Origin of the sequence: Roseovarius salincola, assembly GCF_026891095.1 — a bacterium.
GTDB classification, from domain to species: domain Bacteria; phylum Pseudomonadota; class Alphaproteobacteria; order Rhodobacterales; family Rhodobacteraceae; genus Roseovarius; species Roseovarius salincola.
This window is the reverse complement of the sequence record NZ_JAPTNL010000007.1, coordinates 86,359-99,977: the sequence shown is the minus strand read 5'-3', so window position 1 is coordinate 99,977 and position 13,619 is coordinate 86,359. Positions and strand designations below refer to the sequence as shown.

The window sequence follows — 13,619 nt, the reverse complement described above, 5'->3', positions numbered from 1 at the left end:
CTGGCGCGCTCAGCCCATCAGGCTGGCGTGGATGTCTTCGGCCGCGTCGCGGCCCTCGGCGACGGCGGTCACCGTCAGGTCATCGCCCCCCGAGGCGCAATCGCCCCCGGCCCAGATGCCCTCGCTGCTGGTGCGCCCCGCGCCGCTGACGCGAATCTTGCGCCCCTCAAGGGCGGGCAGGGCGGAGGCGGCGTCCAGCGTCTGGCCGATGGCCTTGAACACCTGGTCAGCCGCCAGCCGGAAGGTCTGGCCGGTGGGGCTGAGGTCGTCGTCGGTATATTCGAACTCGACCTCGCGCACCGCGCCGTTGCCGTGGATCGCCACGGGTTGCGCGTTGGTGATGATGCGCACGCCTTTGGACGCGGCCAGATCCTGTTCATAGGCGCTGGCGTTCATCCGCTCGCGGCCTCGCCGATAGACCAGGCTTACGTTCAGGGCGCCCAGCAGCTTGGCCTGAACGGCGGCGTCCACCGCCGTCATGCCGCCGCCGATCACCACCACGTCGCGCCCGATGGGCAGCGCGGTAAGGTCGCTGGCCTGGCGCAGCTCGGCGATGAAATCGACCGCATCGCGGATGTTGTCCTTGTCCTCGCCCTCCAGCGACAGCGCGTTGACGCCGCCAAGGCCGATGCCCAGGAACACCGCGTCATGCCCGCCCGCCAGTTCGGCCAGCGTCATGTCACGGCCCAGCCGCTTGCCGGTCTCGATGCTGATGCCGCCGATCTTGAGCAGCCAGTCCACCTCGCGTTCGGCGAAATCATCCACCGTCTTGTAGGCGGCGATGCCGTATTCATTCAGCCCGCCGGGTTTGTCGCGGCCATCGAAAATCGTCACCTCGTGGCCCTTCATGGCCAGACGGTGCGCACAGGCCAGCCCCGCAGGGCCGGCCCCGACCACGGCGATGCGCTTGCCGGTGGGGGCGGCGCGGCTGAAGGGATGCGTGCCCGCCTCCATCAGCGTGTCGGTGGCATAGCGCTGCAACTGGCCGATCAGCACCGGCTTGCCCTCGGCGGCCTCGCGCACGCAGGCTTCTTCGCACAGGGTTTCCGTGGGGCAGACGCGGGCGCACATGCCGCCCAGGATGTTCTGCTCCAGGATCGTCTCGGCCGCCGCCTCGGGTGTGCCGGTGGCGATCTGTCGGATGAAGAGCGGGATGTCTATCTCGGTCGGGCAGGCAGTGATGCAGGGCGCGTCATGGCAGAAATAACAGCGGTCGGCGGCGACAAGCGCCTCGTGCTCGTCCAGGCGCGGATGCAGATCACCGAAGTTCTCGTCATAGGCCGGGGCGTCAAGCCGTCCGGCGACGATGCCTGGGGTCAGTGCGGTCTCACTCACGGGGGCCTCCAGAATTTGTCATTGCGGGGATCAGTATTCCACGATTCTATTTTTTATCAAATGGTAAAATTAAGGCGGAAAAATAATCGCAATCCCAAGGCCTTGGCCGCCGCAGGGCCGCGCGCGCATGTTTGCGGCGCGCTCTGGCATCCGTTTGAAAAGCGATGGGAAAGCGGGGTCAGCGCGACTTTTCGTGGTCAAAGCGCTGGCGGGCGATGGCCTCGTTGCGCTCGGCCTTCTTCTGGTCGTTCAGCGATGTCTCGACATAGTTCAGATGCGCCGTGACGGCTGCGCGCGCGCCCTCGGCGTCACGGGCCTGAAGGGCGGTGTTGATGGCGCGGTGCTGATCCAGAAGCGCGCCGCGCGTGGTGCGCTGCTTGAACATGATCTGGCGATTGTAGAACACGCCTTCCTGCAAGAGCTGGAACATCGACCGCATCATGTGCAGCATCACGACATTATGGCTGGCCTCGATGATGCCCATGTGGAATTCCGCATCAAGGCGCGCCTCGTCCTGCGGGTTGGGCTTTTCATGGGCGGCTTCCATCTTGTCGAACACGGCCTGGATGACCTGAAGATCGGTGCCCGAGGCCAGCCGCGCGGCGCGCTCGGCCGCCAGCCCCTCGAGATCGCGGCGAAAGGCGATATAGTCGAACACCGCTTCGTTGTGATCGGCAAAAAGCCGGATCAGCGCGGGCGAAAAGGCGCTGCCCAGAACATCGGCCACGAAGATCCCCGCGCCCGCCCGCGTGCTCAGCAATCCCTTGTCCTGCAATTCGGCCACCGCCTCGCGCAGCGAGGGGCGCGACACGCCCAGCCTGTCCGCCAGTTCGCGCTCGGATGGCAGGCGCTCGCCGGGGCGCAGGATGCCGCGCAGAATCAGCTTTTCGACCTGCCGCGTGACGGCGGTCGACAGCTTTTCGGGGGTCACTCTCTCGAAGGGCATGGCAGGGTCCTGCGTGAACTGGTCAGATCATATGACCGCCGCGCCACAGCGGCAAGCGCCGCATTGGTCAGCTTTCCGACAGGCGCCAGCGCCCGGTCTGGCGCGGCAGAAAGGCCTCGATCGCGGCCGTGGCGACAACCTGGGTTTCGCCGCTGGCCGGGTCGCTCACATTCTGGCCGCCCGCGACAGCGCGCACCTCGGCGCGCCCGCGCGGCAGGGCCTCGGCCAATGCGGCGGTGTCAATCGCGCCGGGCGCCTGCACGCCCACGGTGACCTTGATGCGCATCTCCTTGTGGTCCAGCCCCAGCGCGCCGAAGATCGGCAAGGTCGAGCGGCGCATCGCGTCCTCGATCGCGCGGCGCGCGGCCTTCTGGTAATCCATGCCATGCAGATCGTTGCCCATGCCCATTTCGATGATGATGCGCTGTTCATCCATTGGTCTGCTCCATCTCGAAACTGACGGAAATCGCCGCATTGGCCATCACCGTGGGATTGCCCGTGCCCTCAGGGCGCGCGATATCGAGCCCGCCGTGACGCGCGGTAACGCTGACCTGCCCATAGGGAAAGACCTTGGCCACCGCGGCGCAATCCACCGCTTCGGGCGCCTGCACGGCGATTTCCACGTCAATGATCATCGCCGCCTTGTCGAAGCCGAACAGCTCGGCCATGTTGATCGAGTTGCGCCACAGCGCATCCTTGACGGCGCGGGTCGCGGCCTCGGTGTAATCCTGCCGCCTGAGCGATGTGCCAAGGCCGAATTCGGTCAATACGCGGTGCTTTGGCATGGTCAGAACTCCACCCCTATCTGGGCCTTGATCCCCGAACGGAACGGGTGCTTGACCAGCTCCATTTCCGTCACGAGATCGGCGATCTCGATCAGCTCGTCCTTGGCGTTACGACCGGTCAGCACCACATGGGTCATATGCGGCTTTTCCTCGGCAAGGAACTGCACCACCTCGTTGATATCAAGGTAATCGTAACGCAGCGCGATGTTGATCTCGTCCAGCAGGACCATCCGGTTGGATTCGTCGCGGATCAGCTCCTTGGCCTTCTGCCAGGCCGCCTGCGCCATCTCGATATCGCGGTCGCGATCCTGGGTCTCCCAGGTGAAGCCCTCGCCCATGGTGTGAAAGGCGCAGATGTCGTTGAACTTCGACAGGATCAGATCGCGCTCGCCAGTGGACATGCCCCCCTTGATGAACTGCACCACGGCGCATTTCATGTCATGCGCGATGCAGCGGAAGATCATCCCGAAACCGGCGCTGGATTTGCCCTTGCCCTTGCCGGTATGGACGATGATCAGGCCCTTCTCATCGGTCTTGGTGGCCATGATCTTGTCGCGGGCGGCCTTCTTCTTGGCCATCTTGGTGGCGTGGCGGTCGCTGTCATCGGTCATCTGGCGCGTGTCTCCCTATTGGAACAGGGCCAAGACATAAGGCGCAATGAGGGCAGTTAGCAAGGCATTGAACCCCATGCCGATCCCCGCGAAGGCGCCTGCGGTCTGGTTGACCTGGAAGGCCCGCGCGGTGCCGATCCCGTGCGCCGCCGTGCCCACCGCAAAGCCGCGCGCGCGCCAGTCGGTGATGCGCAGCGCGTTCATCAGCGGCGTCACCACCACCGCGCCGATGATGCCGGTCAGGATCACCAGCGTCGCGGTCAGCGTGGGCAGCCCGCCCAGTTGCTCGGCGATGCCGATCGCCACCGGGGCGGTGGTGGATTTGGGCGCAAGCGACGCCAGGGTCGCCCCCCCGACACCCAGCACATCGGCGATCCAAAGCGCCGACAGGATCGCCGTCCCCGATCCCACCAGCAGTGCCCCCGCCATCGGGATCAGCGTGCGGCGCATATGGTGCAGGTTGCTGTAAAGCGGCCCCGCCAGCGCCACGGTGGCCGGCCCCAGCATGAAATGCACGAACTGCGCGCCCTCGAAATAGGTGCCGTAGGGTGTGCGCGTCGCCCATAGCAGGGCGGCCAGCAGCAGCATCGCCACCAGCACCGGATTCACCAGCGGATTGTCGCGGATCAGGCGATAGGCCGCATCACCGGCGAGGTAGGCGACCAGCGTCGCGGTCAGCCACAAGAGCGGCCCCTCGCGCAGGTAAGACCAGATCTCGGGCAGCTCGGTCATGCGCTGTCCTCCCCGCCGTTCCCGGTCAGCCTGGCCAGCCAAACAAAGGTCAGCGCCCCTGCCGCCAGCGCCAGCACCGTGCTGGCGACCAGCGCCAGCAGCAGCGCCGGCCCCGATTGCCCCAGCGCTTCGGCATGGCTGATCACACCCACGCCCGCAGGCACGAACAAGAGCGACAGGTGCTGCAAGAGCCCCCTCGCGGTGGGCAGCACACGCTCGGCCAATGTGGGCCGGATCAGGAAAGCGCCCAGCAGCAACGCCATGCCGATCACCGGTCCCGGCACCGGCAGGGCCAGCGCGCGCGCCGTGACCTCTCCCGCCAGCTGAAAGCCCAGAATGATGGCGATGTTCAGGATCATGACGCGCCTCCCCCTTGCGGTCCCATGCGCCGATCATAGGCCGGGCGCGGCGCAGGCAAAAGGGCCGCGCATTGCCGGCGCGGCCCTTCATGGCACGAGGTCGGATCTGACCCGCTCAGGCGGCGCTCACCGGCTGGGCGGGGGCGCTGCCGCGCGGCGAGAAATGCTTGCGATTGAGCCGCAGCACCAGCGCGATCATGGCGAATTGCGCCAGAATGGCGATGCCCGTCAGCCCCCAATATGCCAGGCCGAACTTGGCGATGACACCGGCCCCGACCAGCCCGTTATTGACGAAGAAATGCATCATCACCGCAAAGGCGACGCCGGGACAGATCAGCGTGTAGGACCCCGCCGAGGCCCGCTCGCCGCTGATGAAGGTGCCCCAGTATCCCTGCCGCTTCAGCACCAGAAGACCCAGCGCCAGGAACAGGATCTCGATGGCGATCAGGCGCGACAGGAAGATCAGGGTCTCGCCCGCGCCGCCCTGCGCCTCGAAGGTCACATGCAACCCGTGATCCTGCCGCATGAACAGGATGCCCAGAACCGTCACGATGGGCACCACCACCATCAGGGTCGGGGCCGATTCACGGGCCGTGCCGTGATGCAGCATCGAGTTCATCCCCGTGATCGCCGCGAACAGCGTATAGATGATCGCGGCGACGCCGAAAAACGTGCTCAGCACAAGGCTTGCGCCCACCGTCAGCGTGCCGGTGCTCATCGCCGCCGGGGCGGCCAGCCCGACCCCGACCATGGCGATGGCGAAGGCGGGCAGAAGCTGCGCGAACGAGTTATGCGCGGTCATGTCATAGATACCGCCCTCGCTCAGCACCCGGCCCAGAAAATGCCCCAGCAGCCGGAACGCCCAGATCCCGATCAGGAGGAATGCGACCAGCGCCATGGGAAACAGGTATTCCACGACCCCCCAGAGCCCCGGCACGAAGATCAGCCCCAGGATGAAGCCCACATTGACCGTCATCGCCGCCGCCAGCGGTGCGGCCAGAAGCGCCGTCTCGCCATTGGTGCGGCGCAATTCGCCATAGGCTTCGCTTTGCTGAAAGCGGCGCAGCGCGGCGATATTCCAGATCAGCGACTTGATGTTGAGAAAGGCCATCGCGGCGATCCCGATCAGGGCCACCACGATTGCGAGCTTCAGTGCGATCCCGCCCGTGGCAAGCCCGGCCGCCACATCCTCGAACACCGGCACGGGGCGGCCCGGATGGGGCAGCCAGAACATCAGATACATGAAAAACGTCACCGTCAGTCCCCCGGCCCCCAACGAGGCGAGGAAATAGAGCGGCGTGTAGCTGTCGGCAGGGCGCGCGGCAGGGCTGGACATATTGTTACTCCCGATGATCACATTTCGACTTTGATGATTTATAACATTCCGAAAACGGAATGTGTCTGGGTCAGAGTGTCGCTGCCGGCATGTGCGGTTGGAAAGGATTTGTTAACCATGTCCAGGGCAGGGTGGGGCATGTCCCGCACGAAGCCCCATTTGCTGCCCCTTCTTGCCGCGCTGCTGTTTCTGGCCGGGTGCAACACGCCCGGCCTCGGCTTTCGCGGGCTTGATCCGCAGCGTGTCAGCATCGGCAAAAGCACCTTCGATGTGCGTGTCGATGCCCAGGCGCGGCGCGCACAGGCGATCCGCGTCAATTCCGAATGGGCGCCGGGGCGCAGATCGGTCCAACAGCGCGCCGCGACCGCCATCCAACAGGTCAGCGGCTGTCGCGTCTCGCGGCTTGAAGGGGATCAGGTGGTGATCGTCGCGCGGCTCGATTGCGGGAAAGGTGCCGCGCTGCGCGTCCCCGTGCCGCAGACCCTGGAATATGACTGCAACGTTGCGCCCCGTGGCGAGGGGCGCGCCAGAATGACCTGCACGCCGCTCAACTGACCCGCGCCGCCGCGATCCGCGCGCGCGCCGTGTTCGAACGCGGCGCCCATAGCCCCCGCTCGATCGCCTCTTCCAGCCGCTCGGCGATCTCGCGCAGGGCGGGGGCGTTATGCTCGGCGATGAAATCGCGGGTCTCGTCATCCTTCAGGAATGCCGCCTCCACCAGATCGAAATGGTGGTTGCGCACCGCGCCCGTGGTGGCGGCGAAGGCAAAGAGGTAATCGACCGTCGCCGCGATCTCGAAGGCGCCCTTGTAGCCGTGCCGCTTCACGCCCTCGATCCATTTCGGATTGACCACGCGCGAGCGCACCACCCGGCCGATCTCGTCCTCGAGGCTGCGGATCACAGGGCGCTCGGGGCGCGAATGATCATTGTGCCAGATCGGCTGGTCGCGACCCTGAAGCGTCTTGACCGCCGCCGCCGCGCCGCCCTCGAACTGGTAATAATCGTCGCTGTCCAGGATGTCATGCTCGCGGTTGTCCTGGTTCTGCACGATGGCTTCGGTCTGGCTCAGCCGGGTCTCAAAGCCTTCGCGGTCGGGGCGGCCCTCGTCCTTGGCGCCGTAAGCATAGCTGCCCCATGTCAGATAGGCTTCCGCCAGATCCGCCTTGTCGTTCCACAGCCTTTCGTCGATCAGCGCCTGCAGGCCCGCGCCATAGGCGCCGGGCTTGGCGCCGTAGATACGTGCGCCCGCACCCTCGGTTCTGGCGCGCGCGGCGGCGGGGTTGATGTCTGCGGGCTCGTCCATCTCCATCACCGCCCGCGCGGCGCTGTCGAACAGCGCGATCAGTTGCGGAAAGGCATCGCGGAAAAAGCCCGATATGCGCAAGGTCACGTCCACCCTTGGCCGCCCCAGAACGCCCTCGGGCAGCACCTCGAATCCGGTGACGCGCCGGTTGGCGGCGTCCCATTGGGGCTTCACGCCCATCAGCGCCATGGCCTGCGCGATGTCATCGCCCCCGGTGCGCATGTTGGCGGTGCCCCAGGCGGTCAGCAACATGCTGCGCGGCCAGTCGCCATGCGTTTGAAGGTGCTTTTCAATCAGCAGGTTCGCCGATTTCCACCCCAGCGCCCAGGCGGTCGGGGTCGGCACCGCGCGCGCATCCACGCTGAAGAAATTGCGCCCCGTTGGCAAGGTATCGAGCCGCCCGCGCGTGGGCGCGCCCGAGGGGCCGGGGGGAACGAACCGCCCCGACAGGGCGGTGAGCAGCCCGCGCCCTTCCCCGGGGCCGCAGGCGCGCAGCACGGGCATAACATACGCTTGCGCATGGTCCATCACCGCGCGGCTCGCCGCCCCTGGCGGCGGCGTCTTGCCCTCGATCATATCGACCGCCAGCGCCTCCAGCCGCTCGAGCGTGTCGCCCGCGCTGCGCCATGCACCCGGCGCGATCTCCTGCAGCACCTCGGGCTTCGGCCCCTGCCAGGGTGCTGCCATGTCGCAATCCAGCGGATCAAAGCCCAGGCCCAGATCACCGGCCAAGGCCCGGATGATCGAGGCGTCGCCCCCCTTGCCCTGCCCGCGCGGCACGCGTAGCAGCGCGATGGCAAGGTCGCGTTCCTGTCGTCCCTCGGGTGAGAGCCCGAACACATGCAGCCCGTCGCGGATCTGCGCCTCCTTGAGTTCGCACAGATAGGCGTCGAGCTTCGCAAGATCCGTGGTCTCGTCCTCGCCGCTGAGGCCCACATCCTTGTCAAGCCCGGTGGCAGCGCTCAGGCTGAGGATCTCGCGGCGCAGATGGTCGATGCGGCGCGGATCGACGCCCGCGGCCTCGTAATATTCATCGACCAGCGCCTCGAGGTCGCGCAGCGGGCCATAGGTCTCGGCGCGGGTCAGCGGCGGGGTCAGGTGGTCGATGATCACGGCCTGCGCGCGCCGCTTGGCCTGCGTGCCTTCGCCCGGATCGTTGACGATGAAGGGATAAAGATGCGGCATCGGCCCCAGCACCGCCTCGGGCCAGCAATCCCGCGACAGCGCGAGCGCCTTGCCCGGCAGCCATTCAAGGTTGCCGTGCTTGCCCATATGCACCACCGCCTGCGCACCAAAGCTGCGCCTCAGCCAGATATAGAAGGCCAGGTAATTATGCGGCGGCACAAGGTCGGGGGAATGGTAGCTGTCGGTCGGGTCGATATTATAGCCCCGCGCCGGTTGCACCCCCACTACGACATTGCCGAATTCCAGCACCGAAAGCGCGAAAGCCCCGCCGGTCCCGTCCGTGTCGCGTTCAAAGAACGGGTCGTCCTCGGGCGCGCCCCAGCGGCTTTCCATCGCCGCGCGCAAATCCCATGAAAGCTGGCCGTATCCGGCGCGGTAATCCTCCAGCGACAGGCGCACGCCGCCCTGGCGCGCGGCGCGGTCGGTCAGCCAGTTGGTCGGCCCCGCCATCACCGCCTGCATCAGCGCATCGCTGTCAGTGGGCGCACCGTTCACGCGATAGCCGGCCTCCTTGAGCAGGCGCAGCACATGCACCGTGCCCGCGGGTGTATCCAGCCCCACGCCATTGGCCAGCCGCCCGTCCTTGTTGGGATAGTTCGCCAGCACCAGCGCAACCCGCCGCGCGCCCGCTTCGGTGGCGCGCAGACCGGCCCAGTTCTTCGCCAGATCGGCCACGAATTCCACCCGGTCGCCCTGCGCGCGATAGGCGGCGATCGGACATTGCGTGGCCTCGTCGAAAAACGCCTCGCCCTTGAAGCTGACCGCCCGGCTCAGGACCCGCCCGTCGACCTCGGGCAAGGCGACGTTCATGGCGATATCGCGCGCCGAAAGGCCGCTCAGCCCGGCCTCCCATGCCTCTTCGCCCGATCCCGCCAGCACCACCTGAAAGACCGGCGCGCCATTGGCCGCCTGCATGGTCAGCGGGTTCTGCGGGCCGTCATCGCCTTCATGGGGCGATCCCACCGCGAAGGACGTGCAGTTCAGGATCACGGCAGGCGGCGCGGCGGCGAAAAGATGCTCCAGCGTGGCCACCGACACCGGGTCCTTGAGCGAGGCGACAAAGACCGGCAGCGGCGCCATCCCGGCGCGCAGCAGCGATTTCACCAGGCGGTTGATCGGGTTCAGTCCCGCCCCCTCCAGCAGCGCGCGATAAAAAATGAGCGGCACCACCGGCGCACCCTCGCGCCAGGCAGCCCTGACTGCGGCAAGGTCCGCAACCCCCGCGCCGGGCCAATAGACGCCCGCGCGCAACAGCGGGCTGGCGGCGGGTGGGCGCGCGCCGCCCTCCAGCATGGCGCGCGCATAGGCCAGGAAATTCGCGGCGTTCTGCGGCCCCCCCTCGACAAGGTAGGACCAGAGCGCATCGTAATCCGCGTCCCCCACCGTCGAGAGCCCGCGCAGCTCGTCGTCGGGCTTGTCGTCACCGGGCAGCAGCGCCAGCTTCACGCCCGCCTCGACACAGCGCGCGGCATATTGCTCGGCGCCGTATTTCCAATAGCCGACACCGCCCAGCACCCGCGCGATCACCAGCTTTGAGCGCGTCGCGCAGGCATCCAGATGCATGTCCACCGACATCGGATGGCGCAGGTAATGCAGGCTGGTCAGGCGCAGCGACGGCGGCGCGTCCATCTCGGCGCGCGCGGCGCTCAGCGCGGCCAGTTCGGTATCGGCGGCCGAGATCACGACCACATCCGCCGGGGTCTGGCCGGGATCGACGGGTTCAAGCCCGTCGTCGATGGAACCGGGGGTCGCGGCAAGAAGATGCATGTTGCCTGGCCTTTCAAATGGTGCGCGCGGCGCCTGCCTGATCCAGCGGCTTCTCCATGAAAACACTGGTCTCGTTGGGTTGGTAATCGCCGAAAATCCCGCGCTGCGCGAACCCGTGGCGCTGGTAAAGGCGGATCGCATCGTCGAGCCCCTTGCCGGTCTCAAGACGCAGGCAGGGCAGGGCGCGGGCGCGCGCCTCGTCCTCGATCTGGCGCAACAGCGCAGCCCCCACGCCCCGGCCCCGCGCGTTGGGCGCGGTGAACATCGCCTTGACCTCGCCGTAACCCTCCAGCACCGCCAGCGCCCCGGTACCCAGCACCGCGCCGACCTCGCGGGCGGTGAAAAAGACGATGCCCGGTGCTTTCAGCGCCTCGGGCGTCAGCCCATAGCAATCCGCTGCGGGAAACAGGCCCAGCATCAAGGCGCGGCTGTCCTCCAGCAGGGCGCGCGGGCCGGGCGCGCAGGGATCGTCCGGCGCAACGATCAGCATGGGCGCGACAGCGCCTGCGTGATCGCCGCGCGGTCCAGCCCCGCCTGACCGATCACCACCAGCCGGGTTTCGCGCGGCTCGGCGCCGAAGGGGCGGTCGAAATAGCTGTCCACGCGCGGCCCCACCGCCTGAAGCGTCATGCGCATGGGCTTGCCCGTCACCGCCATGAACCCCTTGAGCCGCAGGATATCATGCGCGCGGATCACATCGGCCACCTCTCGGGCAAAGCGCGCCGGGTCACTGATTTCGGGGCGCGTCACGACGAAGGATTCAAAATCGTCATGGTCGTGATCGTGGTGATGGTCGTGGTCCTCGCCGTCCTCCGCGTCATCATGGTGATGATGGTGATGGATCTCATGGCGCGCCGCCATGTCACCCTCGGCGCCGATGCCCTGACCCAGCAGCACATCCACCGGCAGCGCCCCCATCGTGGCCTTGACCACCTGCACGCCGTCGCGGCTGTCTTCGCGCAGCCTGCCGGTCAGGCTTTCGGCCTCGGCCTCGTCCAGCAGGTCGGCCTTGTTGACGACGATCATGTCGGCGCAGGCCATCTGGTCGGCGAAAAGTTCCGAGAGCGGCGTTTCATGGTCAAGGTTCTCGTCCAGCGCGCGCTGGGCGTCCACCGCCGCCACGTCATGGGCGAACCGGCCCTCGGCCACGGCCTTGCCATCCACCACAGTGACCACCCCGTCCACCGTGACGCGGGTGGAAATCTCGGGCCAGTTGAACGCCCTCACCAGGGGCTGGGGCAAGGCAAGGCCGCTGGTTTCGATCACGATATGATCGGGCGGCGCGTCGCGCTCCAGCAGCTTTTGCAGGGTGGGAATGAAATCCTCGGCCACGGTGCAGCAGATGCAACCATTGCTCAGTTCCATCACGTCGTCATCGGCGCAGCCCTCGATGCCGCAGCCCTTCAGGATGCCGCCATCCACGCCCAGATCGCCGAACTCGTTGATGATCAGCGCGATGCGCTTGCCGTTGGCATGTTCCAGCATGTGCCGGATCAGCGTGGTCTTTCCGGCGCCCAGAAATCCGGTGACGATTGTGGCGGGTATCTTGGCTGGCATCAGGATGCCTCCTTTCGGGGAATGGCGTTGGGATGTGCGGGGCGGTGTTCGAGGGGCTTGCCAGCGGCGCGGCCCTGTCCTAGGCGGGTCTGGCTTGACCGGATCGGGCCGAGGAGGGCCGGGGCCATGGATCGCATCGTCATATGCTCGACCTGTGAAACGGGCGCGGGCGCGCCGGATGGCAGCGGCTTTGCCGCCCGGCTGCGCGGGGCGCTCGGGACGGGCACCGATGTGCAGGAACATCCCTGCCTTTCGATGTGCGCGCAGCCCCTGTCGCTGGCGTTCAGCGCGCCGGGCAAGGCGACATATCTTTTCGCCGGGATCGACCCGGCGCGCGACCTCGACGACACGCTGGCCTTCGCGGCGCTATATGCCGCGCAGCCCGATGGCTGGATCGAGGACGCCCGCGGCGCGGGGCGCCTGCGCTTCTGCCTTGTGGGGCGGGTGCCTGCGTAAGCGCGGGTCATTCGATCACCAGCTCCAGTTCGGCGGCGATCGGTTCACCATCCACGGCCAGCACCGAATGATCGTTGGCATTGAGGGTCACGCGCAATTCATGCCGCCCCTTTGGCAGGGCATGAAGCTGCTGCCAGCGCCCATAGGCGCGCGCCAGCTTGACGCCGTTCAGATAGACATGCGCATGGCCGTGGCCGGGCACATGCGGGCCGTTCACCCCCTCAGGATCAAAGGTGAAATTCTCGACCACCAATTCCAGATTGCGGCTTTGCGGCCCGTCGGGATGGACCTTCAGGGCCAGAGTCGGGGCCGGTGTCCCGGACTCGGTCAGGGCGTCATGGTCATGGCTCTCGCCGCTCTCATGCTGATGGGCGGCGTGGTCATGCACCGCGCTGTCGGCGCCGTGGTCGTGCCCCTCCAGCTCCGCGCCCGAGGTGGCCGCCAGCAGGAATCCGAAACCGGTGCCGAAAAACAGCCCGATCAGCAGAAAGATGAAGGTCCTGGGCATTCTCGTCGCTCCTCATCTGGGTCCGGCGACAGGGGGCCGCCGGACCGGGTCGTATCTCAGGCCGAGGCCGATTCGCGTTGCCAGAAATACCCGGCCAACAGGCCCAGAACGGCCCATGCCGCCAACCCGGTGCCCAGCGCGCGCGCCGCGAACAGCGCCGCGATCTCGGGCGGGACCGGCCCGGCAAAGGCGTCGGGATGCGGCGCGCCGATCACATGCGGCGCCAGCAACAGCAGGATCGCCGCGCCCCAGGCGGGCCAGCCCTTGCCGAAGCCGATCAGCGCCAGTGCCGTGGCACTGGCCGCAACCGTGCCCCACCACCAGATCTGGCGCGCGCCAATATCGGCGGCGGCCACGCCCGGCACTTCGGGGGGCAGCGAAACGGCCGGGGCGAAATGCACCGCCACGAAACCCGCGATGCCCCAAACGATCCCGCGCCGCGCGTCGATCTGCGCGCCGCGCATCGCGGCAAAGGCCATGCAGGCCACAAGGATCATCCCGTAGCCCACATAGATGAGCGCCGAAAACAGGATGCTCAGCCCGTCGCGCACCGGATCGAACCCCGGCAGTTCGGGATCCGCACTGGCAGGGGGCGTGGCGAAATGCGCAAGCTCCCCGCCTTCATAAAGCTCTGCATGCAGCAGCACCGGCTGCACGAATGCGAGCTGCAGCGCGGCGGCGATCAGCCCCGCGCAGAACCCAGCGAACAACGCGCTGGTCAGAATTTTCTGAAACATGG

The 13,619-nt window shown here is 67.0% G+C and carries 15 protein-coding genes; 2 read left to right on the top strand and 13 right to left on the bottom strand.

The window, feature by feature from the left end; genetic code table 11:
• Positions 1-9 precede the first annotated feature (9 nt).
• The 8 genes from N5A93_RS09900 to N5A93_RS09865 all read right to left on the bottom strand — a co-directional run bounded on the left by N5A93_RS09900 (position 10) and on the right by N5A93_RS09865 (position 6,104).
• Entirely contained in the window at positions 10-1,335 is a 1,326-nt protein-coding gene (locus N5A93_RS09900) for an NAD(P)-dependent oxidoreductase (RefSeq protein WP_268954926.1), read from the bottom strand.
• A gap of 178 nt (positions 1,336-1,513) precedes the next feature.
• Complete coding sequence (locus N5A93_RS09895; RefSeq protein ID WP_268954925.1) at positions 1,514-2,281, bottom strand: FadR/GntR family transcriptional regulator; 768 nt, start codon at positions 2,279-2,281, stop codon at positions 1,514-1,516.
• Between the two features lie 67 nt (positions 2,282-2,348).
• Positions 2,349-2,717, bottom strand: a complete 369-nt coding sequence (locus N5A93_RS09890; RefSeq protein ID WP_268954924.1) for a Lin0512 family protein — start codon at positions 2,715-2,717, stop codon at positions 2,349-2,351.
• A complete protein-coding gene (locus tag N5A93_RS09885; RefSeq protein ID WP_268954923.1) occupies positions 2,710-3,066 on the bottom strand; it encodes a Lin0512 family protein in 357 nt (118 codons plus the stop codon). Before N5A93_RS09885 ends, N5A93_RS09890 begins: the two co-directional genes overlap by 8 nt.
• 2 nt (positions 3,067-3,068) lie before the next feature.
• Positions 3,069-3,677, bottom strand: coding sequence for a cob(I)yrinic acid a,c-diamide adenosyltransferase (cobO, locus tag N5A93_RS09880; protein WP_268954922.1), 609 nt, complete (start codon positions 3,675-3,677; stop codon positions 3,069-3,071).
• A gap of 15 nt (positions 3,678-3,692) precedes the next feature.
• A complete protein-coding gene (locus N5A93_RS09875; protein WP_268954921.1) occupies positions 3,693-4,409 on the bottom strand; it encodes an LrgB family protein in 717 nt (238 codons plus the stop codon).
• The gene (locus N5A93_RS09870) at positions 4,406-4,768 is read right to left on the bottom strand and encodes a CidA/LrgA family protein (protein WP_268954920.1); all 363 of its coding nucleotides are present in this window, start codon (positions 4,766-4,768) and stop codon (positions 4,406-4,408) included. Before N5A93_RS09870 ends, N5A93_RS09875 begins: the two co-directional genes overlap by 4 nt.
• A gap of 115 nt (positions 4,769-4,883) precedes the next feature.
• Entirely contained in the window at positions 4,884-6,104 is a 1,221-nt protein-coding gene (locus N5A93_RS09865) for a TsoY family (seleno)protein (RefSeq protein ID WP_268954919.1), read from the bottom strand.
• A gap of 138 nt (positions 6,105-6,242) precedes the next feature.
• Between N5A93_RS09865 and N5A93_RS09860 the strand changes: the two genes are divergently transcribed.
• Positions 6,243-6,659 (top strand): hypothetical protein, encoded by a 417-nt coding sequence (locus tag N5A93_RS09860; RefSeq protein WP_268954918.1) that lies wholly within the window; start codon positions 6,243-6,245, stop codon positions 6,657-6,659.
• Here N5A93_RS09860 and cobN read toward each other — a convergent pair.
• The 3 genes from cobN to cobW are packed head-to-tail and all read right to left on the bottom strand — an operon-like array spanning position 6,652 to position 11,916.
• Positions 6,652-10,359 carry a cobaltochelatase subunit CobN gene (gene cobN, locus N5A93_RS09855; RefSeq protein ID WP_268954917.1) on the bottom strand — a complete coding sequence of 1,236 codons (3,708 nt, stop codon included), beginning with the start codon at positions 10,357-10,359 and terminating at the stop codon, positions 6,652-6,654. The two genes, N5A93_RS09860 and cobN, sit on opposite strands and share 8 nt — an antisense overlap.
• 13 nt (positions 10,360-10,372) lie before the next feature.
• Entirely contained in the window at positions 10,373-10,849 is a 477-nt protein-coding gene (locus tag N5A93_RS09850) for a GNAT family N-acetyltransferase (protein ID WP_268954916.1), read from the bottom strand.
• A complete protein-coding gene (gene cobW / locus N5A93_RS09845) occupies positions 10,843-11,916 on the bottom strand; it encodes a cobalamin biosynthesis protein CobW (protein WP_268954915.1) in 1,074 nt (357 codons plus the stop codon). Before cobW ends, N5A93_RS09850 begins: the two co-directional genes overlap by 7 nt.
• Before the next feature lie 126 nt (positions 11,917-12,042).
• Between cobW and N5A93_RS09840 the strand changes: the two genes are divergently transcribed.
• Positions 12,043-12,372 carry a DUF1636 family protein gene (locus N5A93_RS09840; protein WP_268954914.1) on the top strand — a complete coding sequence of 110 codons (330 nt, stop codon included), beginning with the start codon at positions 12,043-12,045 and terminating at the stop codon, positions 12,370-12,372.
• A gap of 7 nt (positions 12,373-12,379) precedes the next feature.
• On the opposite strand, the gene N5A93_RS09835 is transcribed toward N5A93_RS09840, so the two are convergent.
• Entirely contained in the window at positions 12,380-12,880 is a 501-nt protein-coding gene (locus N5A93_RS09835; RefSeq protein ID WP_268954913.1) for a hypothetical protein, read from the bottom strand.
• Between the two features lie 56 nt (positions 12,881-12,936).
• Complete coding sequence (locus tag N5A93_RS09830; RefSeq protein WP_268954912.1) at positions 12,937-13,617, bottom strand: CbtA family protein; 681 nt, start codon at positions 13,615-13,617, stop codon at positions 12,937-12,939.
• Between the last annotated feature and the right edge of the window lie 2 nt (positions 13,618-13,619).

Excerpts from the sequence above, each read along its gene's own strand:
- N5A93_RS09895 (WP_268954925.1), bottom strand. The coding sequence starts at position 2,281 with ATGCCCTTCGAGAGAGTGACCCCCGAAAAGCTGTCGACCGCCGTCACG.
- N5A93_RS09890 (WP_268954924.1), bottom strand. The coding sequence starts at position 2,717 with ATGGATGAACAGCGCATCATCATCGAAATGGGCATGGGCAACGATCTG.
- N5A93_RS09885 (WP_268954923.1), bottom strand. The coding sequence starts at position 3,066 with ATGCCAAAGCACCGCGTATTGACCGAATTCGGCCTTGGCACATCGCTC.
- cobO (WP_268954922.1), bottom strand. The coding sequence starts at position 3,677 with ATGACCGATGACAGCGACCGCCACGCCACCAAGATGGCCAAGAAGAAG.
- N5A93_RS09875 (WP_268954921.1), bottom strand. The coding sequence starts at position 4,409 with ATGACCGAGCTGCCCGAGATCTGGTCTTACCTGCGCGAGGGGCCGCTC.
- N5A93_RS09870 (WP_268954920.1), bottom strand. The coding sequence starts at position 4,768 with ATGATCCTGAACATCGCCATCATTCTGGGCTTTCAGCTGGCGGGAGAG.
- N5A93_RS09865 (WP_268954919.1), bottom strand. The coding sequence starts at position 6,104 with ATGTCCAGCCCTGCCGCGCGCCCTGCCGACAGCTACACGCCGCTCTAT.
- N5A93_RS09860 (WP_268954918.1), top strand. The coding sequence starts at position 6,243 with ATGTCCCGCACGAAGCCCCATTTGCTGCCCCTTCTTGCCGCGCTGCTG.
- cobN (WP_268954917.1), bottom strand. The coding sequence starts at position 10,359 with ATGCATCTTCTTGCCGCGACCCCCGGTTCCATCGACGACGGGCTTGAA.
- N5A93_RS09850 (WP_268954916.1), bottom strand. The coding sequence starts at position 10,849 with ATGCTGATCGTTGCGCCGGACGATCCCTGCGCGCCCGGCCCGCGCGCC.
- cobW (WP_268954915.1), bottom strand. The coding sequence starts at position 11,916 with ATGCCAGCCAAGATACCCGCCACAATCGTCACCGGATTTCTGGGCGCC.
- N5A93_RS09840 (WP_268954914.1), top strand. The coding sequence starts at position 12,043 with ATGGATCGCATCGTCATATGCTCGACCTGTGAAACGGGCGCGGGCGCG.
- N5A93_RS09835 (WP_268954913.1), bottom strand. The coding sequence starts at position 12,880 with ATGCCCAGGACCTTCATCTTTCTGCTGATCGGGCTGTTTTTCGGCACC.
- N5A93_RS09830 (WP_268954912.1), bottom strand. The coding sequence starts at position 13,617 with ATGTTTCAGAAAATTCTGACCAGCGCGTTGTTCGCTGGGTTCTGCGCG.